The organism is Streptomyces asiaticus, assembly GCF_018138715.1.
GTDB classification, from domain to species: domain Bacteria; phylum Actinomycetota; class Actinomycetes; order Streptomycetales; family Streptomycetaceae; genus Streptomyces; species Streptomyces asiaticus.
Map to the genome: position 1 here is coordinate 1,713,022 of NZ_JAGSHX010000006.1, position 26,304 is coordinate 1,739,325.

At 71.8% G+C, this 26,304-nt stretch carries 26 protein-coding genes and 1 pseudogene; 13 read left to right on the forward strand and 14 right to left on the reverse strand.

Going from position 1 to position 26,304, the window contains the following annotated elements:
• Nucleotides 1-78 precede the first annotated feature (78 nt).
• On the reverse strand, nt 79-492 hold the full coding sequence (locus tag KHP12_RS14925) for an ATP-binding protein (RefSeq protein WP_211833044.1): 414 nt from the start codon (nt 490-492) through the stop codon (nt 79-81).
• Nucleotides 493-612: 120 nt separating this feature from the next.
• Here KHP12_RS14925 and KHP12_RS14930 point away from each other — a divergent pair, with 120 nt between their 5' ends.
• Together KHP12_RS14930 and KHP12_RS14935 are read left to right on the forward strand one after the other, a co-directional pair.
• Entirely contained in the window at nt 613-1,434 is an 822-nt protein-coding gene (locus tag KHP12_RS14930; RefSeq protein WP_086886516.1) for a helix-turn-helix domain-containing protein, read from the forward strand.
• Nucleotides 1,431-1,673, forward strand: coding sequence for a DUF397 domain-containing protein (locus KHP12_RS14935; RefSeq protein WP_210610089.1), 243 nt, complete (start codon nt 1,431-1,433; stop codon nt 1,671-1,673). The genes KHP12_RS14930 and KHP12_RS14935 overlap by 4 nt, the downstream gene beginning before the upstream one ends.
• On the opposite strand, the gene KHP12_RS14940 is transcribed toward KHP12_RS14935, so the two are convergent.
• The 7 genes and pseudogenes from KHP12_RS14940 to KHP12_RS14965 form a co-directional block, all read right to left on the reverse strand.
• Nucleotides 1,633-2,796, reverse strand: coding sequence for an HTTM domain-containing protein (locus tag KHP12_RS14940; RefSeq protein WP_211833045.1), 1,164 nt, complete (start codon nt 2,794-2,796; stop codon nt 1,633-1,635). The genes KHP12_RS14935 and KHP12_RS14940 overlap by 41 nt on opposite strands.
• A gap of 1 nt (nt 2,797) precedes the next feature.
• Nucleotides 2,798-3,318: pseudogene (locus tag KHP12_RS53375) on the reverse strand (DUF5819 family protein).
• A 30-nt stretch (nt 3,319-3,348) separates the two neighbouring features.
• The gene (locus tag KHP12_RS14945; RefSeq protein WP_211833046.1) at nt 3,349-4,167 is read right to left on the reverse strand and encodes an IS5 family transposase; all 819 of its coding nucleotides are present in this window, start codon (nt 4,165-4,167) and stop codon (nt 3,349-3,351) included.
• A gap of 97 nt (nt 4,168-4,264) precedes the next feature.
• Nucleotides 4,265-5,476 (reverse strand): sugar ABC transporter permease, encoded by a 1,212-nt coding sequence (locus tag KHP12_RS14950; RefSeq protein ID WP_211833047.1) that lies wholly within the window; start codon nt 5,474-5,476, stop codon nt 4,265-4,267.
• Entirely contained in the window at nt 5,473-6,255 is a 783-nt protein-coding gene (locus tag KHP12_RS14955) for an ATP-binding cassette domain-containing protein (RefSeq protein WP_086885259.1), read from the reverse strand. The genes KHP12_RS14950 and KHP12_RS14955 overlap by 4 nt, the downstream gene beginning before the upstream one ends.
• Before the next feature lie 12 nt (nt 6,256-6,267).
• On the reverse strand, nt 6,268-7,371 hold the full coding sequence (locus KHP12_RS14960) for a sugar ABC transporter substrate-binding protein (RefSeq protein WP_244203320.1): 1,104 nt from the start codon (nt 7,369-7,371) through the stop codon (nt 6,268-6,270).
• Nucleotides 7,372-7,505: 134 nt separating this feature from the next.
• Nucleotides 7,506-10,073, reverse strand: a complete 2,568-nt coding sequence (locus tag KHP12_RS14965; RefSeq protein ID WP_308016782.1) for a SpoIIE family protein phosphatase — start codon at nt 10,071-10,073, stop codon at nt 7,506-7,508.
• Nucleotides 10,074-10,307: 234 nt separating this feature from the next.
• On the opposite strand from KHP12_RS14965, the gene KHP12_RS14970 reads away from it, so the two are divergent.
• Together KHP12_RS14970 and KHP12_RS14975 are read left to right on the forward strand one after the other, a co-directional pair.
• Entirely contained in the window at nt 10,308-10,802 is a 495-nt protein-coding gene (locus tag KHP12_RS14970; protein WP_086881082.1) for a GNAT family N-acetyltransferase, read from the forward strand.
• Between the two features lie 137 nt (nt 10,803-10,939).
• Nucleotides 10,940-11,644 (forward strand): polysaccharide lyase family protein, encoded by a 705-nt coding sequence (locus KHP12_RS14975; protein WP_051574037.1) that lies wholly within the window; start codon nt 10,940-10,942, stop codon nt 11,642-11,644.
• A 172-nt stretch (nt 11,645-11,816) separates the two neighbouring features.
• Here KHP12_RS14975 and KHP12_RS51050 read toward each other — a convergent pair whose 3' ends face one another.
• Both KHP12_RS51050 and KHP12_RS14985 read right to left on the reverse strand, forming a co-directional pair.
• Entirely contained in the window at nt 11,817-12,050 is a 234-nt protein-coding gene (locus KHP12_RS51050; protein ID WP_308289401.1) for a zinc ribbon domain-containing protein, read from the reverse strand.
• Nucleotides 12,051-12,421: 371 nt separating this feature from the next.
• Entirely contained in the window at nt 12,422-13,150 is a 729-nt protein-coding gene (locus KHP12_RS14985; RefSeq protein WP_086881088.1) for a TetR/AcrR family transcriptional regulator, read from the reverse strand.
• A 133-nt stretch (nt 13,151-13,283) separates the two neighbouring features.
• On the opposite strand from KHP12_RS14985, the gene KHP12_RS14990 reads away from it, so the two are divergent.
• Entirely contained in the window at nt 13,284-14,483 is a 1,200-nt protein-coding gene (locus tag KHP12_RS14990) for an FAD-dependent oxidoreductase (RefSeq protein WP_086881081.1), read from the forward strand.
• Nucleotides 14,480-15,427: an alpha/beta fold hydrolase gene (locus KHP12_RS51055; protein WP_246648571.1), complete on the forward strand. Its 948-nt coding sequence runs from the start codon at nt 14,480-14,482 to the stop codon at nt 15,425-15,427. Before KHP12_RS14990 ends, KHP12_RS51055 begins: the two co-directional genes overlap by 4 nt.
• Before the next feature lie 14 nt (nt 15,428-15,441).
• Here the strand turns inward: KHP12_RS51055 and KHP12_RS15000 are convergent, their stop codons facing one another.
• The 3 genes from KHP12_RS15000 to KHP12_RS15010 all read right to left on the reverse strand — a co-directional run bounded on the left by KHP12_RS15000 (nt 15,442) and on the right by KHP12_RS15010 (nt 18,212).
• Nucleotides 15,442-16,467, reverse strand: a complete 1,026-nt coding sequence (locus tag KHP12_RS15000) for a dipeptidase (RefSeq protein ID WP_211833048.1) — start codon at nt 16,465-16,467, stop codon at nt 15,442-15,444.
• A 283-nt stretch (nt 16,468-16,750) separates the two neighbouring features.
• Complete coding sequence (locus KHP12_RS15005; RefSeq protein WP_211833049.1) at nt 16,751-17,656, reverse strand: DMT family transporter; 906 nt, start codon at nt 17,654-17,656, stop codon at nt 16,751-16,753.
• Nucleotides 17,649-18,212, reverse strand: a complete 564-nt coding sequence (locus KHP12_RS15010) for a MarR family winged helix-turn-helix transcriptional regulator (protein WP_211833050.1) — start codon at nt 18,210-18,212, stop codon at nt 17,649-17,651. The genes KHP12_RS15005 and KHP12_RS15010 overlap by 8 nt, the downstream gene beginning before the upstream one ends.
• Nucleotides 18,213-18,302: 90 nt before the next feature.
• On the opposite strand from KHP12_RS15010, the gene KHP12_RS15015 reads away from it, so the two are divergent.
• On the forward strand, nt 18,303-19,085 hold the full coding sequence (locus tag KHP12_RS15015) for an MBL fold metallo-hydrolase (protein ID WP_086881077.1): 783 nt from the start codon (nt 18,303-18,305) through the stop codon (nt 19,083-19,085).
• Entirely contained in the window at nt 19,085-19,747 is a 663-nt protein-coding gene (locus tag KHP12_RS15020) for a DedA family protein (protein WP_086881076.1), read from the forward strand. The genes KHP12_RS15015 and KHP12_RS15020 overlap by 1 nt, the downstream gene beginning before the upstream one ends.
• A 319-nt stretch (nt 19,748-20,066) precedes the next feature.
• Here the strand turns inward: KHP12_RS15020 and KHP12_RS15025 are convergent, their stop codons facing one another.
• On the reverse strand, nt 20,067-21,710 hold the full coding sequence (locus KHP12_RS15025) for an FAD-dependent oxidoreductase (RefSeq protein WP_086881075.1): 1,644 nt from the start codon (nt 21,708-21,710) through the stop codon (nt 20,067-20,069).
• Between the two features lie 165 nt (nt 21,711-21,875).
• Here KHP12_RS15025 and KHP12_RS15030 point away from each other — a divergent pair, with 165 nt between their 5' ends.
• From KHP12_RS15030 to KHP12_RS15050, 5 genes are all read left to right on the forward strand, one after another.
• Nucleotides 21,876-23,054, forward strand: coding sequence for a SchA/CurD-like domain-containing protein (locus KHP12_RS15030; protein WP_086881074.1), 1,179 nt, complete (start codon nt 21,876-21,878; stop codon nt 23,052-23,054).
• Nucleotides 23,055-23,127: 73 nt separating this feature from the next.
• A complete protein-coding gene (locus KHP12_RS15035) occupies nt 23,128-23,535 on the forward strand; it encodes a cupin domain-containing protein (RefSeq protein ID WP_086881086.1) in 408 nt (135 codons plus the stop codon).
• Nucleotides 23,532-24,800: a beta-ketoacyl-[acyl-carrier-protein] synthase family protein gene (locus tag KHP12_RS15040; RefSeq protein ID WP_086881073.1), complete on the forward strand. Its 1,269-nt coding sequence runs from the start codon at nt 23,532-23,534 to the stop codon at nt 24,798-24,800. Before KHP12_RS15035 ends, KHP12_RS15040 begins: the two co-directional genes overlap by 4 nt.
• On the forward strand, nt 24,797-26,047 hold the full coding sequence (locus tag KHP12_RS15045; protein ID WP_086881072.1) for a ketosynthase chain-length factor: 1,251 nt from the start codon (nt 24,797-24,799) through the stop codon (nt 26,045-26,047). The genes KHP12_RS15040 and KHP12_RS15045 overlap by 4 nt, the downstream gene beginning before the upstream one ends.
• Entirely contained in the window at nt 26,047-26,304 is a 258-nt protein-coding gene (locus KHP12_RS15050) for an acyl carrier protein (protein ID WP_086881071.1), read from the forward strand. The genes KHP12_RS15045 and KHP12_RS15050 overlap by 1 nt, the downstream gene beginning before the upstream one ends.

Sequence of the window (26,304 nt, forward strand, 5' to 3'; positions counted from 1 at the left end):
GCCCCGGCCCCGGCACCCCCGACCCATGCTCACACTGCGCCGAAGGCGCGAGACGGCGCCGCGCCCAACCGAGCACCGCTAGAGGCGGATTCGGGCCCAGACCGTTTTGCCGACGATGCGCTCCCGGACACCCCACGCCTCGGCGAGCGCGTCCACGATCGCCAGGCCGCGTCCGGATTCGTCGTCCGGTGTCGGGTCCGCCAGGGCAGGGTGCCCCTCCCGGGGGTCGGACACCTCGACCCCGACCGTTTTTTCTGCGTCGTATGCGATACGCACCTCGAAGTACCGCCCCGGTACGCGTCCATGGCGCACGGCGTTGGTCGCCAGCTCGGAGACGACCAGGAGGACCAGGGCCGCCGAGCTCCGGTCCAGGCCCCAGGCGCGGAGAGCGGCATCGGCGGCGCGGCGGGCGTGGGGGATGGACAGGGGGACGGGCGTAAACCTCTGCTTCCAGCCATGGAGTGGGTTTACATCGTGACTTTCCGCGTTCATGCTCCCACTGTCAGTGCAGGCGGCTACCTTCACCAGTAACAGAGCGTCGACTGCGGCGACCGACAACTCTGGTCGAACACAGGTTGATTGGCGTTGAGAGTTGTTGAGGGGGTGGTCCGCGTGGCCCAGTCGAAGAAGAAGGACTCCGCTCCGCCGACCGTGCAGTACTTCGCCGCTGTCCTGCGGCTTCTGCGGGAACGGGCGGGGCTGACCCAGGACGAGTTGGGTGCGCTCATGAACTACACGGGATCGGCGGTGAGCGCCGTGGAGACATGCGCGAAGCCGCCGACGGACGAGTTCATCGACGCGGCCGAGAAGGCACTGGACGCGGGCGGGTTGCTTCGGTCTGCGATCAAGTACTTGCGGCTTGAGCGCTACCCGGCCCACTTTCAGGGCTTCGTTCAGTTGGAGCAGGCCGCGCTCAGCGTCTCGTCGTACTGCACACAGCTGATCCATGGGCTTCTGCAAACTGAGGGCTACGCACGCGAGGTGCTCCTATGTGCGTTCCCTCCGCTCGACGCGGACGAGGTCGAGCAACTAACCGAAGCGCGCATGGAGCGCAAATCGTTGCTCGAGCGCAAGCCAATGGCGGTGATCAACGTCGTCCTTGAGGAGGCGGCACTGCGTCGACAGATCGGCGGGGCGGAAGCCATGCACGCCCAGTACACGCATCTCGTCGAGTGCGCGAGCCGACCCAACGTTGTCATCCAGCTTATGCCGACGAGCCGTGCCGGGCATGCTGGCCTGCAAGGGCCAATGACTGTCATCGAGATGCCAGACGAAACTCCCGTGGCCTACTTGGAGGGCCACGGGAAGAGCATCCTGATGTCGAAGCCCGACGAGGTGGGCGTCTTGGCCCGGCGCTATGCCATGATCAGGTCCCAGGCCCTCGGGCCCGAGGAAACCGTAGGCATCATCGAGCAGTTGATGGGTGATCTATGAGCAACCTTGTGTGGTTCAAGAGCAGCTACAGCGATTCCAGCGGTGGCGAGTGCATCGAGGTCGCCTACGACTGGCACAAGTCGAGCTACAGCGACAACACCGGCGGCCAGTGCGTCGAGGTCGCCACCACCCCCACCCCCGCCACCGTCCACATACGGGACTCCACGAACCCCGACGGCCCCCACCTCCGCATACCCGCTACCGCTTGGGCCGACTTCCTGACCTTCGCGACGGCCTGAGCAGAGCCGTCGGCAGGAACACCGCGTCGCAGACGACCATCGCGGCCGACAGGAAGGGCAGGCCGAGCAGGACGGCGATTCCGGCGTGTTCGAGGATCATCACCGCCAGCAGCGCGGTCTTGAGGCGTCGGTAGCCGAGCAGGAAGGGGAACGCGACCTGCATCACGACGGTCCCATAGCTCAGCAGGACGATCAGGAGCATATGGCTCGCGAGCAGGCTGCCGAGGCCGGGCCAGGGGCTGAAGTAGTCGAGGTGCAGGGCGTAGTGGAGCCCGCTGCCGTCCTGCCAGCGGGTGCCTTGGACCTTGTACCAGCCCGCCGTGGCGTAGATGAGACAGATCTGGGCCGCGATCACGAGCATCGCGCAGTTGTGCAGCATCGTGACGGCCGCGTCGAGCAGTTCGCGCGACCACGCTCCCCGTGACCATCGGCGGGCCGCGTACCAGAGGCCCTGGCAGACCCAAGCCGCCCACAGGACCGCCGCCCAGGCGGTTCCCTGGAAGCCGTCCGACACCCACAGCAGGACCACTCCGAGGATCTGCCACATCACGAACCCGGCCCGGTCGACGCGCCCGGCCCGGCGGTTGCGGCGGGCGCGGCGGGCGTCGAGGGACCAGACGGTTCCGCATTGGGTGAAGGCGAGGTAGATGGCCATCACGCCGATCACGTTGTCCCCGCCGTCCCCGATGAGGGGGTTGCGGTTCTGGAGCGAGAGAACGGCGAGCAGGAAGAGGACCGAGGTGGCCCGGGTCCGCCAGCCGAGCATCAGCAGGGCCGCCACCAGGATCGCGCCATGGTAGACGCATTCGAACCACCAGCGTCCGGCGCTCCAGGTGAGCACGGTGAAGGCGTGGTTCTCCGCGACCAGGCGGGCCGCCAGGTCCAGCGCCCAGGGGCTGCGGTCCCCGTAGAGCACCCGGCGGTGCGGCCATTCCCGCAGCAGATAGGCCAGGACGAGTCCGCTCAGGCCGATGCGGAACAGGGCGCACTGATACCGCGCATGCGCATCGCAGGCGAAGGCGATCAGCCTCGCCACCGCCTGCCGCCATCGCCCATGGACGGCACCCGCCGAAGGAGCGGTGGCGGGCCGTGTCGGGGGGTGGCCGAGGTGGTCGATGCTCATGTCACAGTCCCCTGCGGTCCCGGTCCTTCACCGGCCACCATGGCAACGTACGGTGGCGGGCACTCTGCGCGGACGACGCCCGGTCGCTCCAGCGGGGCGGGGCCACCGGCCTGGCGGTGACACGCACCTGCACGGCGACGGCCCGCTCACCGCCAAGTCGCCCTTCGAGGCGCTGAAGGGCGATCCGCTTGATATATGCGGCGAAGAGAAGTCCCCGGGTGCCGAACGGTACGTCCCGCCGACTGTGTGCCGGATGGCCTCGACGTCCTGAGTCGTCAGGTCGGCCCATTGCCCCGTGTGGGGATTTCCGGAATCCCGGGCGGTGCGCACCCTGGCCTCCACGATGACGTTCTCATGGAGCGGCTCGGGCGCGAACAGCTGCCAGCCCTGAGTGAATTCCGGATAGACATGCCCGTTGATCAGATGTGCATACCGGCTCTTGACCGGGTTGTCCGGCGTAACGGCGAGAAAGAGCGTGGCGAGGTGCCAGCACGCGGCGCCGAGCAGCACCGCGGCGGTCACCGCCAGAACGACGACGGCTTAGGACTGCTTTCAGAAAGCTGGGAGTCTGCGGGTGAGGGCCATGCACTGAGCGAGTTGGAGGAACGCGTCGTGCATGTCGTCCCGGGTCTCCCAGCGCATGCGTAAGCGGCGAGGGCCGTGGAGATGGGCGATGGCGGATTCGGCGACCCAGCGGACCCGGCCGAGCCCCGAGCCGTGGGCCTGCCCGCGACGCGCGATCTTCGGGGTGATGTTCCGCTCGCGGAGCCGTCGACGGTAGATGTCGTGGTCGTACCCGCGGTCGGCGTACACCGCCCGCGGTTTGCGGCGGGGCCGGCCCCGCTTCCCCCGTACCGGCGGCAGGTCATCGACCAGGGGCAGGAGCTGGGTGACGTCGTTGCGGTGGGCGCCGGTCAGCGACACCCGCAGCGGGATACCGTTCCCGTCGGTCAGGACATGGTGTTTCGAGCCCGGCCGTGCGCGGTCAACCGGACTCGGGCCGACTTTTGGGCGGCTTCGCCCCCGCTTGGCCTGCACGTGAGACGCATCGATCGTGGCACGGGAGAAGTCCAGCCGGTCCGCCGCCCGCAACCGGTCCAACAGCACCTGCTGAAGCTCGCCCCAGACACCGGCCGCCTGCCACTCGGCCAGCCGCCGCCAGCAGGTAGGTCCCGAACCGAAGCCCAACTCCTGGGGTAGAAACTCCCACTGGATTCCGGTGTAGAGCACGAACAACACGCCCTGCAGCGTCTTGCGGTCATCGATCCGCTTGCGCCCCGGATACCGGTAACGGCGTTCGTGCCTGGGCAGAAGCGGTTCGATCACCGCCCACAGCTCGTCACTGATCTCCCACGGCTTCCGCTGAGCCATCCTCACTCCTGAAGAACGAGGTCACCTACCCCTCCACCGTGCCACACGAAGATCATTCTGCAAGGACTCCTTAGTGCGAATGAACCCGCACCGGAAATCAGGCCCGGCCGTGGGCCCTCTGCGCCCGGCGGGAGAGCGAGTCGACCACGACGGCGAGCAGCAGCACACCGCCGGTGATCATGAACTGGACGGCGGTCTGGATGTCCATGAGGGCCACGCCCGAGGCGATCGACTGGATGACGAGCACACCCAGCAGCGCGGACCACGTGCTGCCACGGCCGCCGAAGAGGCTCGTGCCGCCGATGACGGCCGCCGCGATGGCGTTCATCAGCAGGTCGGTGGAGACCGAGGTCTGGCTGACCGAGTTGATCCGGGAGGCCAGGAAGAGGCCGCCGATGGCGGCCATGGTGCCCGACATCATGAACGCGGAGGTGCGCACCCAGGCCACATTGATCCCGGCGCGGCGGGCCGCCTCGACGCCGCCACCCAGGACGAAGATCATCCGGCCGTAGGCCGAGCGGCGCAGGACGTGGTCGAGGATGACGAGGACGATCACGAAGATCAGGAGGGCGAGCGGCAGGCCCTGGAACTGGTTGAGCACATACGCGGCGGCGAAGGCGAGCACCGCGAGCACGCCCGTGCGGACGCCGATCCAGACCGGGGCGCGGGTGGGCACTCCGGCGGCGCGGCGGCGCTTGACGTCGCGCCAGGCGGTGAGGAAGTACCCGGCGGTGCCGACCGCCGCCAGGGCGTAGGCGGCGGCGACGTCGGAGAAGTAGTAGTTGGTCAGCTGGGCGACCAGGCCCTGATCGTCGAGGTTGATGGTGCCGTACTCGCCCATGATGGAGAGCATCAGGCCGTACCACCCCAGCAGTCCGGCGAGGGTGACCACGAACGCGGGGACGCCCACCACCGCCGTGAAGAAGCCGTGGACGAAGCCGACCGCCGTACCGCAGAGGACGCCCAGGATGATGGCGGGCGGTTCGGGCATGCCGAAGTTGACGTTCAACACGGCGAACAGGGCAGAGGCCAGGCCGCTCACCGAGCCCACCGACAGATCGATCTCGCCGATCAGCAGCACGAAGATCACGCCGACCGCGATCATGCCGGTGCCGACGATGTCCACGCTGAGGTTGGAGAGGTTGCGCGGGGAGAGGAAGTACGGGTTGAGGACCTGAAAGGTGATCCAGATCGCGAGCAGCCCGAGCAGGACCGGGACGGCGCCGAACGTACCGCCGCCCACTCGGCGCCCGAACACGTCGGTGAAGCGCTCCGCGCCGTGGGCGCGGGATCCGCCGGGGATGCTCACAGCTCCCCCTCCCGCGCCACGCGCCGCGTGACCGCGTTGTCGGACGCGCCGGTGATGGAGGAGACGATCTGCTCCTGGGAGGTGGTGGTGACGTCGAAGAACCCGTTGTTGCGGCCCAGGCGCAGCACCGCGACCCAGTCCGCGACGGCCTTGACGTCGCCCAGGTTGTGGCTGATCAGCAGCACCCCGAGCCCGCGCTCACGCAGCCGTTCCACCAGATCCAGGACCTGGGCGGTCTGCTCGATGCCGAGGGCGGCGGTGGGCTCGTCCAGCATCACCAGGTTCGGTGCGCCGAGCAGCGCCCGGGAGATGGCGACGGTCTGCCGCTGGCCGCCGGAGAGGGACGCGACGGGCCTGCGGACATCGGGGATGCGGATGGAGAGGGTGGCCAGCAGATCGCGGGTGCGGCGCTCCATCTCCACCTCGTCCAGGACACCGATCCGGGTGATCTCGCGGCCGAGGAAGAGATTGCCGACGACGTCGAGGTTGTCGCAGAGCGCCAGGTCCTGGTAGACGGTGGCGATCCCGAGGTGCTGGGCGTCGTGCGGGCGGCCGATGTGGATGGGGCGGCCCCGCCATTCGAGGGTGCCCGTGTCGGCCGGTTCGACGCCCGCGATCACCTTGACCAGGGTGGACTTCCCCGCGCCGTTGTCGCCCACCAGGGCGATGACCTCACCGGCGTGGATCTCCAGCTCGACGTCCGTGAGCGCCTGGACCGCGCCGAAGCGCTTGAAGACGCCACTCAGCGCCAGCAGGGGCGGGGCCGACGGTCGGGCCATCCGCGCCTCCCTTCATTCCGCGTCGTGCGGTGAGCCGTCCCGGTCGACGAGCCCGGCCTTGCGGCAGTCATCCGCGTACTTCTTGGTGCATATCTGATCGACGCGATACAGACCGTCCTTGATGACGGTGCTCTTGATGGTGTGCACGGTCACGGCCACCGGCTCGAGCAGCACCGCGGGGATGTCACGGGCACTCGCGCTGTTGACCCGCTGCTTGGTGATCTTGCTGAGCGACTGGCCGCGTCCCACCGCGATGGCCATCTCCGCGGCGGTGTACGCCTCGGGCTTGAACGGCTTGTAGACGGTCATGTACTGCTCGCCCGCGACGATCCGCTGAATGCCCGCGACCTCGGCGTCCTGGCCGGTGACCGGGGGGATCGGATGGATCCGGGCCGCCTTGAGGGCGGTGATGACGCCCGAGGCCAGGCCGTCGTTGGCGGCGAGGACGCCGTCGATGCCGTAGGGGCCCAGGACGGCGATGGCGGCGGACATGTTGCGGTTGGCGTTCTCCGGGCGCCAGCCGACGGTCTCGTAGGACTTGGCGATCTTGACCTTGCCCCGGAGGACGGACCGCGCGCCCCGTTCGAACCAGCCCGCGTTGGGGTCGGTCGACGAGCCGTTCATCATGACGATCTGGCTGCTCCTGGCCTTCGGGCCGAGGGCCCTCAGCAGCGCCTCGCCCTGGAGCCTGCCGACGCCTCCGCCGTCGAAGGAGACATAGCCGGAGATGGGCCCCTCCGCGAGGCGGTCGTAGGCGATGACCGGGACATGGGCGCGGTGGGCCTGGACCACGGAGTGACGGACGGCCTTGGTGTCCACGGCGTCCAGGATGAGCACATCGATCCCGTTGGTGATCATGGCTTCGATCTGGAAGCGCTGGGCGGCCGGATCGTGCTGGGCGCTGGAGTAGCTCACCGTGCAGCGCGAGCACAGCTCCTTGACCCGCCGCTGGATCAGGGGCCTGTCGAAGCGCTCGAAACGGACGATCTCGTTCTCCGGGAGCAGCAGGCCGATGTGCAGGGACCTATGGCGGTGGGTCCCGGCAACGCTCATCGTCTCGCCGAGCTGGGCCGCCTTGCCGCAGGCGGCGAGGGACACGGTCAGGACGAGGCCCACCGCGACGGCGATGGCCGCGCGGAGACGATCGCGCGTAGGGAAACAGGTGTGGGACCGCGTGCGGGAACGGGTCGGGGGGTGCGCCCGGGAACGCGTACGGGAACGGCTCATCGCCCAGCGCGTACGGGAACGGCTCATCGCCTCGCCCTCCTCCTCGGCCCCTTCCTCCCCGGGCCTTCCGGGAGCTCCACCGGAGACCGGTCCGTGAGCCCTTCCGGGGTCTGTTCCCCGGGCCGGTCCGTGTGCCCTTCCGGAGGCACTTCCGGAGGCCCTTCCCGGGCCGCGCCCGGGGACTCCTCCCGCGGGGACGACAAGTTGATCTCGCCCCAGACCTGCTTGCCCCCGCTCAGCGGCACCGAGCCCCAGGTCTGCGACATCGCCTCGATCAGCAGCAGCCCCCGCCCGCCGGTGGCCTCCCAGTCCACGGTCGTCGGTTTGACGGGGGTACGCGGCGAGGGGTCGTTCACCGCGATCCGCAGCCGGTCCGCGGTCAGCGTCAGATTCAGCCGCACCTCGCCCCGGGTGTGCACCAGTGCGTTGGTGACCAGCTCGGAGGTGACCAGCAGGGCCACGTCCATCTCATCCTCCACCCCCCAGTTGCGCAGGGTGCGCGCGGTGAAGCGGCGGGCGTGCATCACCGCGTCGGGCAGCCGCCACACCGTCCAGCTCGCCCGGGTGGGCCGTACCCGCATCCCGTCGTAGCGCAGCAACAGCAGCGCCACGTCGTCGTCCCGGCGGCTGTCCCCGCCGAGCAGCGCGTCCGCCACCCCGCCGGGGTCGGACGGGTCGGCGCGGCCGAGCGCCTGGCAGGCCCGGCGCACCCCGTCGTCCAGGTCGAGCCGGGCGGACTCGACCAGGCCGTCGGTGAGCAGGGCGATCAGGGTGCCGGAGGACAGCCCGGCCGCGGTCATCGGGAACTCGGCGTCGGCGACCACGCCCAGCGGCGGGCCGCCCTCGACGTCGAGCTCCGCGGTGGTGCCGTCCGGTTGGCGCAGCAGCGGCTGGATGTGTCCGGCCCGGACGAACCACGCCTCGCCCTCCTCCATGTCGAGGTCGGCGTAGCAGCAGGTCGCGAAGAGATCGGTCTCCATGCCGACGAGGAGGCGGTTGGCGTGCGCCACGACCACATCGGGTGGGTGGCCCTCCACCGCGTAGGCCCGGATGGCGGTGCGCATCTGGCCCATGATCGTGGCGGCCGCGGCGCTGTGGCCCTGCACATCCCCGATGACCAGCGCCACATGGCCATCCGGCAGCGGGATGACGTCGTACCAGTCGCCGCCCACCTCCAGCCCCATCGTGGCGGGCAGATAGCGGGTGACGGCCACCCCGCCGGGCAGCTCCGGCAGCTTCCGGGGCAGCAGGCTGCGCTGGAGCATGGTGGCCAGCTCGTGCTCGGCGTCCAGCGCGTGGGCGCGCACCAGGGCCTGCCCCACCAGACCGGCGGTCGCCGTCAGCAGCGAGCGCTCCTCCGGGCCGAACTCATGCCGCTCCTCCCAGCCGATCAGGCATACGCCGACGATCCGGCCGTCCGCCGGGAGCGGGAGGACGGCGAGGCCGCCGGGGCCGATACCGCCGAGCCCGGGTTCGAGATCGGCGCCCTCGGGCCAGATGCTGACCTGCCCCTCCCGCAGCGCCTCCGCCAGCGTGGGCAGGGCATGGCTGGGCAGCTCGGGCCATTCGGAGCGCCAGGCGGCGCGCCACACCTCGGGCCAGGCGGCCGGTTCGGCGGGGGCGAGGACGCCGACCACCAGCTGATCGGCCTGGAGTTCGGCGACCGCGAGCCGGCCCGCCCCGAGCGGATCGCGCAGCGCGCCGACCACGGCCCGCCCCACATCGCGGACGGTGGTGGCCCCGGCCAGGGCGGCGGACAGCCGCTGCACCAGGGACACCTCGTCGGCGGTGGGTCGCAGATACGAGGTCTCCGCGATCACGCCGAGCATGCGCCGGGGCGTGCCGTCCGCCGCCGTCTCGACCCGGGCGCGCAGGCCCAGCCAGCGCAGCTCCCCGTTGGGCCGGCGGATCCGGAACTCCAGCTGTGCGGTGCCGGAGGTGAGCAGGTCGGGCTCCAGGACCGACATCAGGGCGGGGATGTCGTCCGGGACGGCGACCGCCAGCAGGGTCTCCACCCGTCCGTCGAAGTCCTCCGCGGGAATGCCGAAGAGATCGAGCACCTGGGTGTCGGCGGTCATCCGCCCGCTGTCGAGGTACAGGACGAACGAGCCGACCCGCAGCCGGTCCAGGGTGAGGCCGGGCAGTTCGGGCCGCCGCTGGGTGAGCGCCTGCGGCCCGGCCGCCTCGACCCCGGCGGCCACATGGTGGGCGTAGAGCTCGATGAAGCCGCGGCGGTCGGCGTCGATCCCGCCGGGTGCCTCGTCCACCACCACCAGACACCCCAGCCCCTTGCCGTCCCCGCCGAGCGGCAGCGCCCCCAGTGAGACGCCGGGCGTGGTGGGGGTCTCGGGCGTGGTGGGGCCGATGGGGCCGTAGGCGGCGAGTTCGGTGGGGGTCAGCCACAGGGGGCGCCCGGCGCGGAAGGCGTCGGCGACGGGCGAGCGCCCGGACAGCGGGTAGCGGGCCGGCAGCGCGTACGACCGTCCGGCGCCGCGCACCGTCTCGGCCAACCGCAGCTCGACACCCTCCGCGTCCAGCACGTAGACAGCCACCAACGCGGTCCCCGTGAACGTCAGCACATGCCCGGTCACAGCACGCCTGCACCGCCTCCGTGCGTGGACCGCCGGTCTCGCGGGCGTACCCGGGCCCCTGATCGGCCTCCGCGCGGCGACCGGTCATGACCACCGGCGGGGCCTTCGCTGCCGCGCCCCCTCGAAAGGGATGGCGCCTCTCCTCAAAGCATGGCACAGCGGGATGAACCCGGCCATCTCCCCTCGGGGCGACGGTGCTCGGCCGCGACCCGGCGGTGCGGGAGACTGGGCGGCATGGTGCGGCTGCGGGTGGTCACGACGGACGACTGGCCGCTGTGGCGGGACGTCCGGCGGACCGCGCTGGCCGAGGCGCCGCACGCCTTCACGTCCCGGCTCGCCGACTGGCACCGCGGCGGCGAGGAGCGGTGGCGCGCCCGGCTGGAGATGCCGGACGCCTACCACGTCGTGGCCCTGCTGGACGGCCGGGCGGTCGGGATGGCGGGCGGCATGCCCGGGGACGGGGACGGGCGGCCGCCGGAGCTGAGGTCGGTCTGGGTCAGCCCCGAGGCGCGCGGCCACGGTGTCGGCGGGCGGCTGATCGCGGCGGTCGAGGCCTGGGCCCTGCGGACGGGCGCCACGGCGCTGCGGCTGGCGGTGCTCCCGGGCAACGCACCGGCGATCGCCCTCTACGAGCGGCATGGTTTCGCCGCCACCCGGGAGCCGGGGGATCTGCTGGCCGACGGCGTGACCAGGGAGCTGGTCATGGTGAAGGCGCTGCGGCGGAGGTGACCCGGCCCACCGCGCTCGCCGCCATAGTCATGAATCCTGTTCATTGATATGGACACACCATCAACTCTGCCCTACCTTGACTCTTGGTCTAGACCATGATCCAACACGGGAACGGAACAGACCGGAGGTGGGCCAATATGCCCGCATTACGCACCAGACGCTCCCCCCGCTTCAGGGCGGCCCTGGCGTTCGCCGCGCTCGCCGGGGTCCTGTCGGCGGGAGTCGCATCCGGAGGGACGGCCGCGGCGAAGGAGTCCGCGGCGTCGCCGACCGATGGATGGACGCAGACGTCGTTCACATACTCGATGCACAAGCCGTGGAACCTCGACCTGAGCGAGCGCTACAGCTACAACTCGAGCACGAAGACCCACACCATGTGGGTGAACTCCACGGACGAGCCGCTCGAAGAGGGCAGCGACACCGATCCGCGCACCGAAATGCGGTGGAAGCAGGAGTACTCCTCGGGGAAGCACATGTGGGACGCCGATGTGTATGTGCCGTCCGGGACGAACGGCGCGGACATCATGCAGATCCTGCGGGGCAAGCACCCCAGCGGAACACCGGCCACCGACATCATGCTGCGGGCGTCCAGCGCGAACGGCGGGACGCTCAAGCGCTATACGGACGCCGTCATCAAGACCGGTATCTACAACACCTGGTGGAACCTGAAGGTGGCCCATGACGCGGACGCCGGAAAGATCCAGGTCTACGCCGACGACAAGCTGGTGCTGACGGTCGACGACCGGGGACCGGCCACGCGCTACTTCAAGAACGGCGTCTATCACCACGGCAGCGGCCGGGCCGAGGCCCGGTTCCGCAACATCCGCTATTGGGTGAAGTAGAGGGGTGGGACCGGACGACCGACACGTTCGGGGCATTTCGCACCAGGCAGCGAGAATAGCCCGACCACCGTGGTGTGGAGCAACGTCGCCTTCTCGGCCGTGAACGGTCGAGCTTGCGCGCTCCGTCGTTCACGCCTCGTCGCGCTCCCGACTGTCCCCTACGACAGGACGGTTACGGGGCGCATCCACCCTCCCCCTTGCGGTTCAGGGGGAGGGTGCGGGTGCGGTGACAAACACCCACGCCGAGCGTGCGCGATCGCGCACGTTGACCCCCGGCGACGACATCGGCCGGACCAGCGAGCCCGCACCGACGACAGCGAAAATGGTCCCGGTCAGGCCGGTTGGCGCGCTCGGTGTGGCCGCAGCGCGGACAGCGCTGCGAGATATGGCGCGCGTCCACCTCCACGAACGAGGATGACCCGCTGGTCGCCCCGTAGCCGTACCCGCTCGCGGATCCCGCCGAGTGCCTCGACGGCGATCCCGCGACCGGTGCGTTGGGCGACGGACACGATCTCCTTGCTGATGCGGTCGTTCACCTGCCTGGCGGCTTGCGTAGGCGTCAAGGACCTTTTTCACCGTCCGGACCACTGGCTGCGCGGACAGCCCGAAGGCCGCCTTTGAATCCGCGTACGCCTCCTTCTGCAAACCGTTGCGGTCCTTGACATCCTTGGTGAAGGCGACGGTGGAGGCGTAGGTGGCGGCACGGTTGCAGGCACGCAGGGTCGCCTCGGCCGTGCGGGCGCTCCGCGCCCGGCAGACGCGGATTGAGCTCCCTCCTCAGTGCTCGGTGTCCGCCGGGGACGGGGCGAGCACCTCCGGCAGCGGAGCGTGCCGCGCCCCGGCGATGAGGACGTCGAAGCCCCAGGCCAGCCGGTCCTGGGGGGACCCGGAGAGCAGCCGCGGGCCGAGCGCGGCGATATGCGGATGGGTCCGCGGTGAGACGTCCCGCACCACCGTGGCGAGCGCCTGCCAGTCCGCCTCGCTCTGGGCGGTGTCGCCGGGGGCCCGGTGGGCGTGTTCGGCCGCGGTCGCGGTGGCGAACTGGAGCAGCAGATCGACCAGCCACGCGGCCCGGTCGGGCTCGAGGCCGCCCTCGTCCAGCAGTGCCAGCAGCGCCTCCAGCAGCTTCAGATAGTGCTTGCCGAAGGGGCGGGCCACCAGGGCGGACTGGGCGAGACCGGGGTACTCGAACAGCACCGAGGTGTACGAGGTGAGGATCCGCACCAGCCGGTCGCGCCACTCTCCGTCCGCCGTCGCCGGGCTCAGGTCGACGGCTCCGAGGAGCTCGTCCAGGACGGCCGCGTGCAGCTCCGCCATGTTGCGCACGTAGACGTAGAGCGACGCCGGCCCGGTGTCCAGCTCCTTGGCCAGGCGGCGCATCGTCACCCGCTCCAGGCCCTCGGCACGCATGAGGTCGACCGTGGTGGCGATGATGCCTTCCCGGGTCAGGGCCGGTTTCGCCGGACGTTCCCGGCGGCTCCGCGGGGCGGTGGGGTGCGCTGTCATGGCGCCATCGTACCGGTCGACGAACATGTTCGTCACGAACGCGTTTGCCACGAACGCGTTCGTCACCTTACGCTCCCTCCATCCGCGGCGCCCCCGCGCCGAGCCAGGGAGGCCCAGGGAGGCATCCATCGCCATGTCCACACAACGCCGTAACCGCCGGAAGCGCCGTATCGCCATCGTCGGAGCGGGGCCGGGAGGGCTGACGCTGGCGCGCGTCCTGCACATCCACGGCATCCCCTCGACCGTCTACGAGCTGGACGCGTCGGCGACCGCACGCGACCAGGGCGGCACGCTGGACCTGGACGAGGAGTCCGGCCAGCGGGCGCTGCTGCACGCCGGGCTGCTCGAGGAGTTCCGGCCGCTGAGCCGCCCCGAGGGCGGGGAGCTGCGTCTGCTCGGCAAGCACGCCGACGTCGGCTTCCACATCCCCCCGCCGCGGGACGGTGACGGCAACGACCGTCCCGAGATCGACCGCAGGGTGCTGAAGGAGCTGCTGCTGGGCTCACTGCCGGAGGGGACCGTCCGCTGGGGCCAGAAGGTCAAGGCGGCCGCCCTCGGCGCGGCGGGGCGACCCGCGCTCACCCTGGCCGATGGCACGACCGTCGAGGCGGATGTGCTGGTCGGCGCGGACGGGGCGTGGTCCAGGGTCCGGCCCCTGCTGTCCGACGCCGATCCGGTCTACACCGGGGTGTCATTCGTCGACGGTCTCCTGAACGACGTGGACACCCGGCACCCGGCCGTGGCCGAACTCGTGGGCCGGGGCTCCATGTTCGCCCTCGCGGACGAGAAGGGGCTGTTCGCCCAGCGCAACGGCGGCGGCCGGATCCGCGTCTACACCGCGGTCAAGGCGCCGGAGGAGTGGAGCCGTTCGGGTCTCATCGACCCGGCGGACCCGGCGGACCCGGCGGACCCGGCGGCGGCCAGGAAGCGGCTGCTGGACCTCTTCCCCGACTGGGACGAGGGGCTGCGCGCGCTGATCGCCGACAGCGACGGCCCGCTCGTCCCCCGGCCCATCCACGCCCTGCCCATCGGCCACCGCTGGGACCGGGTGCCCGGCATCACGCTCCTGGGCGACGCCGCCCATCTGATGTCCCCCTTCGCCGGGGCGGGCGCCAACCTCGCCATGCTCGACGGCGCGGAACTCGCCCTCGCCCTGGCCGCCCACGACGACCTGGAGACGGCTCTGCACGCCTACGAGACAGCCATGTTCCCGCGCGCCGAGGCGGCGGCCACACAATCGGCCGACCACCTCGTCGACTTCTTCCAGCCGGACGCCCTGCGGATCATGCGGGACGCCTTCACCACGATGACCGCCGGAGGTGCGGACCGATGAGCACGCCCACCGAATTCACCGGGTTCACCGGGTTCACCGTTGAGCCCTACCCCGGTCTGCCCCTGACGGTGCGGGACGTGGGCGCGGGCCGCCCCGTGCTCGTCCTGCACGGCGGCGCAGGGCCCGCCAGTGTGAACGGCGTGGTGGACCACTTCGCCGCCACCTCCCGGGTGCTGGCGCCGACTCACCCGGGCTGGGAGGACACCCCGCGCCCCGAGTGGTTCGCGAGCGTGGGCGACCTCGTCGAGACGTATCTGGATCTGCTGGACGACCGCGATCTGCGCGATGTCCTGGTCCTCGGCAGCTCGTTCGGCGGCTGGATCGCCGCGGAGATGGCCGTGCGCGACCGGGGCCGCCGCATCGGCGGGCTGGTCGTCATGGGCGCGTTCGGGCCGCGCCTCGAGGGGCACGAGGTGCGGTTCCCCACGGCCCCGCCCGGCCCGCCGCCCGGCGAGGCTTCCGGGCCCGGTCAGGGCCCCGGGCCCGGTCAGGGCCCCGGGCCCGGTCAGGCCCCCGGGCCCGGTCAGGCCCCCGGACCTGGCCGGGGCCCCGGACCCGGTCAGGGCCCCGGACCCGGGGAAGGCTCCGGACCCGGGGAAGGCTCCGGGCCCGCCCAGGGCCCCGGGCCGGGGGAAGGTTCAGGCGCACCGGCCCCGCGCCGGGGGCCCTCGCCCGCGGCGCTCCAGGCGCTGGCGGCCTACGCCGGGCCGACGAAGTCCGACCCGAAGCTGCTGCACCGGCTCGCCCGGGTGACGGTGCCCGCCCTCGCGGTGTGGGGCGAGAACGACACCGTCGTCCCGCCCGACTACGGCCGCGCGTACGCCGCCGCCATCCCCGGGGCGCGCTTCGAGCTGATCCCGGGGGCGGGGCACCTGCCCACCCGGGAGGCCCCGGAGGCCACATTCGCCGCGATCGACGCGTTCCTGGGCGCCGCCGGGCGGTAGGCGCCACATCTACCTCAGTTGGGGCGTCCCAGCTCCTTGCGGAAGAGCTCCAGCACATTGCCGCCGAGGATCTTCTCGATGTCCCCCTCCGGAAGGCCCCTTCGGACCAGCGCCTCGGTCACCAGAGGCAGTCCGCGGGGGCCTTCGAGGCCGGGGACCACCAGCCGGGCGTACTCGACGTCCTCGCAGCAGGGCGGGGTGGTGTCCGCGCTGACCTCTTTGATGAAGTCCGGGCCCAGACCCACGTGGCCGACGCCGATCACCTCGGCGATGTGGACGATGTGATCGGCCAGCCGGTCCACGGTGCGGTCGGCCGGGTCGGTGGCCAGGAATTCGCCGAGGAAGTTGACGCACACCGTGCCGCCGGTGGCCGCGATCCCGCGCAGCTGCTCGTCGGTGAGGTTGCGATGGTGGTCCAGCAGGGCGCGGGCGGAGGAGTGGGTGGCCAGCACGGGGCGGGTGGCCAGCTCCAGCACATGGGCCACCCCGGAGGCGCCGAGATGGGAGACGTCGAAGAGGATGCCCAGGCGCTCCATCTCCTTCAGCGCCCGGACCCCGGCCTCGGTGAGCCGGCTTCCGGCGGCGTCCTCACCGCTGCCGTCGGCCAGGGCGGTGCGCCCCCAGTGGGCGAGCGAGGCGATACGCACCCCGAGGCGGTGGAGGGTCGGGAGGAGCTCGACGTTGGCGTCCAACCCGGGGGCGCTCTCCAGCGCCAGCACCAGGGCGATCCGGCCGTCGGCGAGCGCGGCGTCGATGTCGTCGCCGTCCAGGCACAGCCGTACCTCGTCGGCGTTGCCCTCGGCGAGGGTGTGGGCGCACTCGATCATCCGCAGCGTCTCGCGCAGTGCGCCCTCGGGGCGGAACTGGTCGTCGATGAAGACCGGCAGCACCTGGAGATCCACCCCGCCGTCGCGCAGCTGCGGCAGCCAGCGCTCCCGGAAGTAGCCCGCCCAGCGGTGCGGCGGACGGGCGGTGACGGCGATCAGCAGGTCGTTGTGGGCGTCGGCGACGACGGCGCGCTGGTGGAGTGCACTGCTCATACGGACGACGGTGGCCTTTCGTGTGAGCGGGGCCCCGGGGGGGCGGGGTGGGCGGCGGTCATCGTGGCGTACGGGCGGCACGCCGGTCCACGGATTTTCGCGCGGCGGGGGTGTCCGGCGGGTCTTTCCCCTCCCCGCCCCTTCCCGCTACCAGGGGCTCCGCCCCTGGACCCCGGAGTTAGGGGCGAAGCCCCTGCCACGCGGCGGAGCCGCATATCGATGCTGCGGAAAGGGGCGGGGAGGGGAACAGCGCAGCCGTCGCTGTCGGACCTGCGGTACGCCGTCAGTTGAGGGCGATCAGCCCGATCGCCAGCCCCGCGCCGAGCAGCCCGACGGCCTGGGGCCGGGTGATCCGCTCCCGTAGGAACGTCAGCGCGAGCAGCACCGGCACCGCCGGATAGAGCGCGGACAGCACCACGGCGACGGACAGCAACTCCTGCCGGGTGGCGAGCAGATAGAGGATCGTCGCCAGGGTGCCGAGCGCGCCCGCCACCGCCGCCATGGCTGCCGCCCGGCGGGGCAGCCGCAAAGAGGCGCCGGTCGCGGGGAACAGCGCCAGGATGACGGCCACCGACACGGCCCGGCTGACCACCACCGGCCACCATCCGGCCGAGGCCGGTATCCGGGCGAGCGCGAAGAAGTGCAGCGCCAGGCCCACCCCGGCGATCAGCGCCAGGACGACGGCCGGGTGCGACCGGTTGGTGCCCCGGCCGTGCCCCGGCCGTGGCTCGTGCGGCTCACGCGGCCCGCGTGGCTCGCGTGGCTCGCGTGGCTCGCTCGGCTCACCCCGCGAGACCAGCCAGAGCGCGGGCAGCCCCAGCGCGATCCCGGTGAGCGCCGGGGGCGAGGGCCGGTCGCCGAGGAGGGTGATCCCGGCCAGTACCGGCAGCCCTACCGCCGTGACATCGCTGACCGGCACCACGACGCTCATCGGCCCCTGGTTCATCGACCAGTAGAGGCACGCCACGCCCACCCCGGTGCCGAGCCCCGAGAGCGCGCCCCAGACCAGGGCCGACGGCGGGGCGTTGGCGCCCTGAGTGAGCAGCACCGGGATCAGGCTGACCACCGTGCCGCCCGCCTGGGCACAGGCCGCGACCGTCACCCCGTGGCGGTGGCGGGAGACCAGTCCGCTCAGGAAGTGGGTGGTGCCGAAGCAGAGCGCCGAGGCGACGGCCAGCAGCTCACCCATGGTCCGTACCGGCCCCGTCCTCGGCCGCCGTCCGGGCGGCCGCCCGGTCCGCGGCCCCGACCGGGCACTCCACGCCGTCCGGGGTGCAGGCGCTCCGGTCGCACAGCCGGCACATCCGGTCGGCCGAGCCGCTGCCCTGGTAGAGCCCGTCGAGCAGCGTGGCCAGCAGTGCGCCGAGGTCGCGGACCTCCGCCTCGCCGAGGCCGTCCAGCACCCCGGTGAGCCGGGAGGTCCGCGAGGTCAGCAGCCGGCCCGCGGTCCGCCGGCCCTTGGCGGTGGGGTGGACCCCGGTCCAGTTGCCGATTCCGCGGCGCCGCTCGACCAGGGCGTCCCGCTCCAGCCCGTCGACCATCCGCACCGCCGCGGACTGGGTCAGCCCCACCCGGCGGCCGAGCTCGGTCACGCTCACCCCGGGGTCGGCGCGGAGCACGATCAGCGCGGCGGCCGCGCTCATGCTCAGGCGGGACGCGGCGGCCGGGGCGCCGAGCAGATCGTCCGTGATCGCCAGCGCCGTGGCCCCCAGCAGATTCGCTACACGTTCCCTCTCCTCATGCATGAGTCATGCATACCCGGCACGGTTGATTCCATGCACCACCCGGCGGGGTGAGAGGATCGGGGCGGGACGGCCCGAGGGAGGAGGCGGGAGATGTCGGTGGAGATCACCTGGTGGGGGCATGCCACCGCGACCGTGCGGGACTCCGGTGTGCGGGTGCTGACCGACCCCCTCTTCGTACGGCGGCTGGCCCATCTGCGGCGCCGCCGGGGAGCCGTGCCACCGGCCGCCGCCGCGGTGGCTGACGTGGCGCTGGTCTCGCATCTGCACGCCGACCATCTGCACCTCGGCTCGCTGGCCAAGCTGCTGCCCGGCACCCGGCTGCTGGTGCCGCGCGGGGCCGGGCGGGCGGTGCCCGGGCTGCGGCGGGTGGTCGCGGCGCGGGGGCTGCGGGTGACGGAGATGGCGGCGGGGGACGTGTGCGCGGTCGGCGAGGTGCGGATCCGGGCGGTACCGGCCGCTCACGACGGGCGGCGGCTGCCGTACGGGCCGAGCCGGGTGCCCGCGCTGGGGTACGTGCTGAGCGGCGAGTCGACCACGTACTTCGCGGGCGACACCGGGTTGTTCGACGGGCTGGCGGAGGCGGTGGGCGCCTGCGATGTGGCGCTGCTTCCGGTGGGCGGCTGGGGGCCGTACCTCGGCCCCGGCCACCTCGACGCGGGCCGCGCGGCGCAGGCGCTGGCGCGACTGGGGGCGCGCTGCGCGGTGCCGGTGCACTACGGGACGTACTGGCCGATCGGGATGGACGCGATCCGTCCGCATGAATTCCACGCCCCGGGCGACGACTTCGTGCGCCACGCCGGGCGGCTCGCCCCCGACGCGGTGGTGCACCGGCTGGTGCACGGGGAGTGCGTGCGGCTGGAGCCCGCCAGGTGATGGGGGATCTGGCGGACCTGGCGGATCTGGCGCGGAGCGTGCCGTCCGAGTCGACGCAGCAGGCGGTGGGGTATCCCTCGCTGTTCCTGCTGGTGGTGTTCGGGTCGCTGGTGCCGGTGGTGCCCACCGGGGCGGTGGTCTCCTCGGCGGCGGTGGTGGCCATCCACCAGACCGCTCCCCCGCTGTCGCTGCTGGTGGTCTTCGGGGTGGCCTCGATGGCGGCCTTCTCCGGCGATGTGATGCTGTACTGGCTCGGGCGGCGCGGGGTGCGCTCGAAGAACGGCTCGCGATGGCTGGAGCGGATCCACGACCACGCGGCGCCGGAGCGGCTGGACCAGGCACAGGTGCGGCTGGACGAGCACGGGGTGGCGGTTCTGGTGCTGTCCCGGCTGGTCCCGGCGGGGCGGATACCGGTGATGCTGGCCTGCCTGCTGGCGCGCTGGCCGCTGCGGAGGTTCGCCCGGGGCGCCGGACCCGCCGCGCTGGCCTGGGCGGTGACGTATCAGCTGATCGGGATCCTGGGCGGCTCGCTCTTCGCCGAGCCGTGGGAGGGCGTGGCGGCGGCCGTGGTCCTGACGGTCGTGATCAGCACGGCCCCCGCGCTGTGGCGCCGCTTGCGCCGCCGCACCGCCCGCGACGCCCAGAGCGAACCCACGGGCTGACGGCGACCCCCTGAGAGTCACAGCCGGGCAGGGCCGCGGTCGCACCGGCCACCACGCCGGCCCCCGCGGCGGCCGGCCGTGACGCCCCGCTCCGACCGGTCAGCCGAGGCGCTCCCGCGCGCCCCAGTGGTCTGCGGACGACCGAGCGCTGAGGGTGTCGGGGTGATCGGGCCCAAGGATGCGTGCCCGGTCGGTGGCGAGTACCCAACCACTTTGCGCCCCCGGCCCGGCGCCCGGCGCCGCGTCCCACGGCCCCGGGCGGGTGGCACCCGGAAGCGGGGCGGCGTCCGGACGCCGGTGGCCTCCAGGACACGCGGGGTCAGACCTCCAGCCGCAGAACCTCTCGCAGCGCCCGCGTCATCGCGGCCTCCGGGTCGGGGACCGAGCGCTCCGCCCGCCAGGCGACGAAGCCGTCGGGGCGGACCAGGACCGCTCCGTCGGGGGCGGTGCCGTGGAGTTCGGCCCAGTCCGTGCCCGGTTCGGGGGCGAGTTCGTGGTCCGGGCCCTCGCCCACCCGGTAGCAGTCCAGCGGTACGCCGAGGGCGTCGGCGGCGCGGCGGCCCGCCTCGTGCCAGGCGGCGCCGCCCGGCCCGGTGAGCAGCACACAGGTGCGCTCGTACAGATCGAGGGTGGACAGCCGCACCCCGCAGCGGTGCACCCACATATGGGGTGCGCGGCTGCCGGGCTCGGCCGAGACCGTGAAGTGGTCGGGGACCGCGGGCGCGGAGGGGTCGGCGCCCGCGACCGCGCCGCGCACATAGCGGTAGCCCATGGCGACGGCCATGACATTGGACTGCGGGCCCCGGTCCTCGGTGGCCGGTGCCGAGTAGCCGGGGTGGCTGTGCTCGGCCGAACGGGCGGCCGCGCGGGCGCTGGTGGCCTGGGCGACCGGCCGCCGCTCCATGCCGTAGGTCTCCAGCAGCGCGGGGCCCGCCCAGCCGCCCATGACGGCGGCGAGCTTCCACGCCAGGTTGTGGGCGTCCTGGATACCGGTGTTGGAGCCGAAGGCGCCGGTGGGCGACATCTCGTGGGCGGAGTCCCCGGCGAGGAAGACCCGGCCGTCGGAGTAGTGGTCCGCCACCCGCTCGGCCGCGTGCCAGGGCGCCTTTCCGGTGATCTCGACTTCCAGGTCGGGCATGCCGACGGCGGTGCGGATGTGCTGGGCGCAGCGCTCGTCGTCGAACGCCTCCAGCGGTTCGCCGCGCTCGGGGTGCCAGGGGGCGTGGAAGACCCAGCTCTCCTGGTTGTCCACGGGCAGCAGCGCCCCGTCGGCCTCGGGGTTGGTGAGGTAGCAGGCGATGAAGTGGCGGTCCCCGACCGCGTCCGCGAGCCGCTTGGCGCGGAAGGTGATGGACACGTTGTGGAACAGCTCACCGCGTCCGCTCTGGCCGATGCCAAGGGCCTCGCGGACCGGGCTGCGGGGTCCGTCGGCGGCGATGAGGTAGTCGGCGCGGACCGTGGAGCGCCGCTCGGACCTGCGGTCCAGGAGGGTGGCGGTGACGCCGTCCGCGTCCTGCTCGAAGGAGATCAGCTCGGTGGAGAACCGCAGGTCGCCACCGAGCTCCTGGGCCGCGTTCAGCAGTACCGGCTCCAGGTCGTTCTGGCTGCACAGACACCATCCGGCAGGGCTGATCCGGGCGGCCTTGCCACCCGGGTCCATCTCCCGGAAGAGCCAGTGGCCCTCCGTACCGGTGAGGGACGGGGTCTGGAGGATTCCGTGGTTGTCGGCCAGGACGGACGCGGCCTCGCGGATCGCGGACTCCACCCCGGCGGTGCGGAACAGTTCCATCGTCCGGATGTTGTTCCCCCGTCCGCGCGGGTGGTGCGAGGTGCGCGGGTGTTTTTCGACCAGTAGATGACCGATCCCCAGTCGGCCCAGGAACAGTGAGGCGGACAGGCCCACCAGGGAGCCGCCCGCGATGAGGACGGGCACACGCTCAGCATTGTCGGCAAGACGGTTCATTGTGCTGCTATGCCCGGTGTTTCCGGGCTCTTCCGGGACGCTGACGAGGCGTTCGCTCGGATGGCTCACATATCTCGCGCCATTGGTGGGTGCACCCCACGATCGTCTAACGGGCGGGTGTCCTCGATGCCCGGAAGGACGCGTCCGCGAAATAAGGAGTGGAATATGAGCACCCTGTCCGACATTCCGGAGACCACGGTGAACCAATCGCCGACCACCGTGGAATCCGCTCTCACCGACACCAGATTGCGCGTCGTCTTGCTGGTGCAGGTCAACAGCGGTGCCGAGCAGCGCTTTCTGCGTGCCTACGATCAGCTGTCCCAGCAGGTGGCCGCGGTGCCCGGGCACATCAGCGACCAGCTCTGCCAGTCGATCGAAAACCCCTCCCAGTGGCTGATCACCAGCGAATGGGAAAGCGCCCCTCCGTTCCTCGCCTGGGTGGACTCCCCCGCGCACCGGGAGATGGTCAAGCCCTTCCACGGCTGTGTCGAGGACACCCGCTCGCTGCGGTTCAGCATCCTGCGGGAGACCCTGACCGCCGGGTCCGCGCCGGTCGATGTCACCACCCGGGGCGTCGACGCCGCGCTGCGGGTCGGCGACGGGCTGGTCCGGCAGGCCCTCACCTTCACCGTGAAGCCCGGCAGCGAGGACGCCGTCGCCAAGATCCTCGCCGATTACGCCTCGCCCCAGGCCCGGGTCGACGAGACCACCCGGCTCTCCCGCACTTCGGTGTTCATGAGCGGCAACCGGGTGGTGCGGGCCGTGGAGGTCAAGGGTGATCTGACCGCGGCGCTGCGCTTCGTGGCCCGGCAGCCGGAGATCAGGGCCGCCGAGGAGGCCCTCAATCCGTATCTGGAGGAGGACCGCAACCTCGACGACCCCAGCTCGGCACGGGAGTTCTTCGCCCGCGCCTCGCTGCCGGTGGTCCACCACATGACGGCCGGCGGGCCGCGCCCCGCCCAGGGCGTCCACCGGCACGCCCTGCTCTACCCGGTCAAGACCGGCTGCGGCCCGGCCGTGGCCAGTCTGCTGGCCCGGCAGGACGAGCTCGCGGTGAACAAGGAGATGGCCGCTGAGCAGACCGCCAAGACCCTGCTGAGCAGCACCATCTTCCAGCGTGACGACATCGTGGTGCGGCTGGTGGACCTGGCCGTGCCGCTGGACCGTAACCCCGCCATGGCGGCCGGTGTGAGCGGCCGGCGGGCCGCCGCCGTACTGGGCCGCCTGCTGGACCTCGGAGCGGACGGTGCGGTGATCGACCTGTCCATGGACGACGGGCAGCGCCGCTTCCTCGCCGACTGCGACATGACCCCGGTCACCGACCGCAAGTCGGCCGACCACTGACGACGTCTCTCCCCCTTCGTACCTTTCCACCCCCGTGGCGCGGACCGCGCAACGCTACCTGGAGGAACTCATCATGACCACGCAGTCCCCTCTCGTCGTCGACCTCGCCGCGGTCGCCCCCAACCGCCGGCGCGGTGGCGATGTGCGCGCCATGCTCACACCGCCTCTGGTGGGCGCCACGAGCGGCTTCATGGGGATGGCCATCGTGGGGCCCGGTGAACGGGTCGCCGAGCACTACCACCCGTACTCGGAGGAGTTCGTGTACGTCGTCAGCGGCGACATGGAGGTGGACCTGGACGGCGAGGCGCATCCGCTCCACCCCGACCAGGCGATCCTGATCCCCATCAACATGCGGCACCGGTTCCGCAATGTGGGGAGCACCGAGGCCCGGATGGTCTTCCACCTCGGGCCCCTGGCGCCGCGCCCCGAGCTCGGTCACGTGGACACGGAGGCCGCCGAACCCGCCGAGGCGACGTCGTGACCCGACGGGTGGTGGTCACCGGGCTCGGTGTCGTCGCCCCCGGGGGTGTGGGCGTTCCGGCGTTCTGGGACATGCTCACCGCGGGCCGTACGGCCACCCGGAACATCACGCTCTTCGACGCGGAGCGGTTCCGCTCCCGGATCGCCGCCGAATGCGACTTCGACCCGCTGGCCCACGGTCTGAGCTTCGAGCAGATCGAACGCTCCGACCGCTATGTGCAGTTCGCGCTCGTGGCGGCCCAGGAGGCGGTACGGGACTCCGGTCTCGACCTCCAGGCGCTCAACCCCTGGCGGATAGGGGTTTCGCTGGGCAGCGCCGTCGCCGCCTCCACCCGGCTGGAGCAGGACTACGTCAAGGTCAGCGACGCCGGTGAGCACTGGGCTGTGGACCACCGCAAGGCGGGTCCACACCTTCAGCACGCGTTCTCACCGAGCGCGCTGTCCTCCGGGGTGGCGGAGCTGACCGGGGCGCAGGGCCCGGTGCAGTCCGTCTCCACCGGCTGCACCTCCGGTCTGGACGCGATCGGTTACGCCTTCCAGGCGATCGAGGAGCGGCGGGCCGATGTGTGCATCGCCGGGGCCGCGGACTCGCCGATCACCCCGCTGACCGTGTCCTGCTTCGACTCGATCAAGGCCACCTCGGCGAACAACGACCACGCGGCCACCGCGTCCCGGCCGTTCGACGCCCACCGGGACGGCTTCGTCCTCGGCGAGGGCGCCGCCGTGCTGGTCCTGGAGGAGCTGGAGCACGCCCGGGCCCGGGGGGCGCGGGTCTACTGCGAGTTCCGGGGGTTCGCCACCTACGGCAACGCCTACCACATGACCGGTCTGACCCGTGAGGGTCTGGAGATGTCCGAGGCGATCGACCATGCGCTCGGCCACGCCCGCGTCAACAGCTCCGAGGTCGACTACGTCAACGCGCACGGCTCGGGCACCAAGCAGAACGACCGGCATGAGACGGCGGCCGTGAAGCGGTCCCTGGGCGAGCACGCGTACAAGACCCCCATGAGCTCGATCAAGTCCATGGTGGGCCATTCCCTGGGCGCGATCGGCGCCATCGAGGTGGTCGCCTGCGCCATGGCCCTCGCCCATGGCGTGGTGCCGCCGACGGCCAACTACGAGACCCCCGACCCCGAATGCGACCTCGACTATGTCCCGCGCACCGCCCGCGCCCTCCCGCTGCGCCATGTGCTGTCGGTCGGCAGCGGGTTCGGCGGCTTCCAGTCCGCGGTGGTGCTGAGCCGGGCGGACGGGAGTGCGGCATGACATCGGCGAAGACCACCCGGAACCGGGGCGCGGTCGTGACCGGCCTCGGTGTGATCGCCCCCAACGGAGTGGGCACCGACGCCTTCTGGAAGGCCACCCGGGAGGGGATCACCTCCCTGGACCGGATCTCCCGCGAGGGCAGTGAGCACTTCCCGGTGCGGATCGGCGGCCAGGTCCGCGGCTTCGATCCGGGTTCGATGATCGAGGAGCGGTTCCTCGTCCAGACCGACCGCTTCACCCACTTCGCGATGGCCTCGGCCGACCTCGCGCTGGACGACGCCAAGCTGCCGGTGGACGACATGTCGCCGTTCGCCGTGGGCGTGGTGACCGCCGCCGGTTCCGGGGGCGGTGAGTTCGGCCAGCGCGAGCTCCAGCAGCTGTACAGCAAGGGGCCGCGCTATGTGGGCCCGTACCAGTCCATCGCCTGGTTCTACGCGGCCAGCACCGGCCAGGTCTCCATCCGCGGCGGGTTCAAGGGCCCCTGCGGGGTGGTGGCGAACGACGAGGCCGGCGGTCTGGACGCGCTGGCGCACGCCCGCCGGTCCATCCGGCGGGGGGCGGACGCGGTGGTGGCGGGCGCCTCGGAGGCGTCGCTGGCGCCGTACTCCATCGTCTGCATGCTCGGCTGGGACGAGGTCAGCCAGGCCCGTGACGCGGGCCGGGCCTATCTGCCGTTCACCGAGGACGCCTGCGGATTCGCGCCCGGGGAGGGCGGGGCGATGCTGGTCGTGGAGGAGGAGGGGGCCGCCCGGCGCCGCGGGGTGCGGATCCGGGGCTTCATCGCCGGCTACGGCTCGACCTTCACCGGGCCGTCCCGGTGGGAGCGGTCCCGGGAGGGGCTCGCCCAGGCCATCCGCGTGGCCCTGGAGGACGCGGAGTGCGCGCCGGAGGAGATCGACGTGGTCTTCGCCGACGCGCTCGCGGTGCCCGAGGCGGACCGCGCCGAGGCGCTGGCGATCGCCGACGCCCTCGGGCCGCACGGCACCCGGGTCCCGGTGACCGCGCCCAAGACCGGCTTCGGCCGGGTGCACTGCGCGGCTCCCACGCTGGACGTGGCGGCCGCGCTGCTCGCCATGGAGCACCGCGTGGTGCCCCCGACCCCGTACGTCACCGACGTCTGCCATGACCTCGACCTCGTCACCCGCAGCTCCCGCCCCGCCGAGCCGCGGACGGCGCTGGTGCTCAGCAGAGGACTCATGGGTTGCAACGCGGCGCTCGTGCTCCGCGGACCGGAAGGAGATTACTGATGTCCAGTCAACTGTCCTATGGCGAACTGGCCACGCTGATGAAGCGGTGCGCCGGACTCACCGTCGACCCGGACATGATGCAGACCCGGCCGGACTCCACCTTCGAGGAGTACGGCCTGGACTCGCTCGGTCTGCTCGCCATCGTCGGCGAGCTGGAGAACCGGTACGGCACCCCGATCGAACCGGGGGCCGAGAGCTGCAAGACCCCCGGTGACTTCCTCGACGTCATCAACACCTCACTTACCTCAGGAGCATGA

What these genes read in the sequence shown, in the direction of transcription:
- KHP12_RS15010 (WP_211833050.1), bottom strand. Translation starts at nt 18,212, where the DNA reads ATGCATGAGGAGAGGGAACGTGTAGCGAATCTGCTGGGGGCCACGGCG.
- KHP12_RS14935 (WP_210610089.1), top strand. Translation starts at nt 1,431, where the DNA reads ATGAGCAACCTTGTGTGGTTCAAGAGCAGCTACAGCGATTCCAGCGGT.
- KHP12_RS51055 (WP_246648571.1), top strand. Translation starts at nt 14,480, where the DNA reads ATGAGCACGCCCACCGAATTCACCGGGTTCACCGGGTTCACCGTTGAG.
- KHP12_RS15030 (WP_086881074.1), top strand. Translation starts at nt 21,876, where the DNA reads ATGAGCACCCTGTCCGACATTCCGGAGACCACGGTGAACCAATCGCCG.
- KHP12_RS15005 (WP_211833049.1), bottom strand. Translation starts at nt 17,656, where the DNA reads ATGGGTGAGCTGCTGGCCGTCGCCTCGGCGCTCTGCTTCGGCACCACC.
- KHP12_RS14985 (WP_086881088.1), bottom strand. Translation starts at nt 13,150, where the DNA reads ATGACAGCGCACCCCACCGCCCCGCGGAGCCGCCGGGAACGTCCGGCG.
- KHP12_RS15020 (WP_086881076.1), top strand. Translation starts at nt 19,085, where the DNA reads ATGGGGGATCTGGCGGACCTGGCGGATCTGGCGCGGAGCGTGCCGTCC.
- KHP12_RS14925 (WP_211833044.1), bottom strand. Translation starts at nt 492, where the DNA reads ATGAACGCGGAAAGTCACGATGTAAACCCACTCCATGGCTGGAAGCAG.
- KHP12_RS15025 (WP_086881075.1), bottom strand. Translation starts at nt 21,710, where the DNA reads ATGAACCGTCTTGCCGACAATGCTGAGCGTGTGCCCGTCCTCATCGCG.
- KHP12_RS14940 (WP_211833045.1), bottom strand. Translation starts at nt 2,796, where the DNA reads ATGAGCATCGACCACCTCGGCCACCCCCCGACACGGCCCGCCACCGCT.
- KHP12_RS14955 (WP_086885259.1), bottom strand. Translation starts at nt 6,255, where the DNA reads ATGGCCCGACCGTCGGCCCCGCCCCTGCTGGCGCTGAGTGGCGTCTTC.
- KHP12_RS15035 (WP_086881086.1), top strand. Translation starts at nt 23,128, where the DNA reads ATGACCACGCAGTCCCCTCTCGTCGTCGACCTCGCCGCGGTCGCCCCC.
- KHP12_RS15045 (WP_086881072.1), top strand. Translation starts at nt 24,797, where the DNA reads ATGACATCGGCGAAGACCACCCGGAACCGGGGCGCGGTCGTGACCGGC.
- KHP12_RS15015 (WP_086881077.1), top strand. Translation starts at nt 18,303, where the DNA reads ATGTCGGTGGAGATCACCTGGTGGGGGCATGCCACCGCGACCGTGCGG.
- KHP12_RS14970 (WP_086881082.1), top strand. Translation starts at nt 10,308, where the DNA reads ATGGTGCGGCTGCGGGTGGTCACGACGGACGACTGGCCGCTGTGGCGG.
- KHP12_RS15050 (WP_086881071.1), top strand. Translation starts at nt 26,047, where the DNA reads ATGTCCAGTCAACTGTCCTATGGCGAACTGGCCACGCTGATGAAGCGG.
- KHP12_RS15000 (WP_211833048.1), bottom strand. Translation starts at nt 16,467, where the DNA reads ATGAGCAGTGCACTCCACCAGCGCGCCGTCGTCGCCGACGCCCACAAC.
- KHP12_RS14990 (WP_086881081.1), top strand. Translation starts at nt 13,284, where the DNA reads ATGTCCACACAACGCCGTAACCGCCGGAAGCGCCGTATCGCCATCGTC.
- KHP12_RS14945 (WP_211833046.1), bottom strand. Translation starts at nt 4,167, where the DNA reads ATGGCTCAGCGGAAGCCGTGGGAGATCAGTGACGAGCTGTGGGCGGTG.
- KHP12_RS14975 (WP_051574037.1), top strand. Translation starts at nt 10,940, where the DNA reads ATGCCCGCATTACGCACCAGACGCTCCCCCCGCTTCAGGGCGGCCCTG.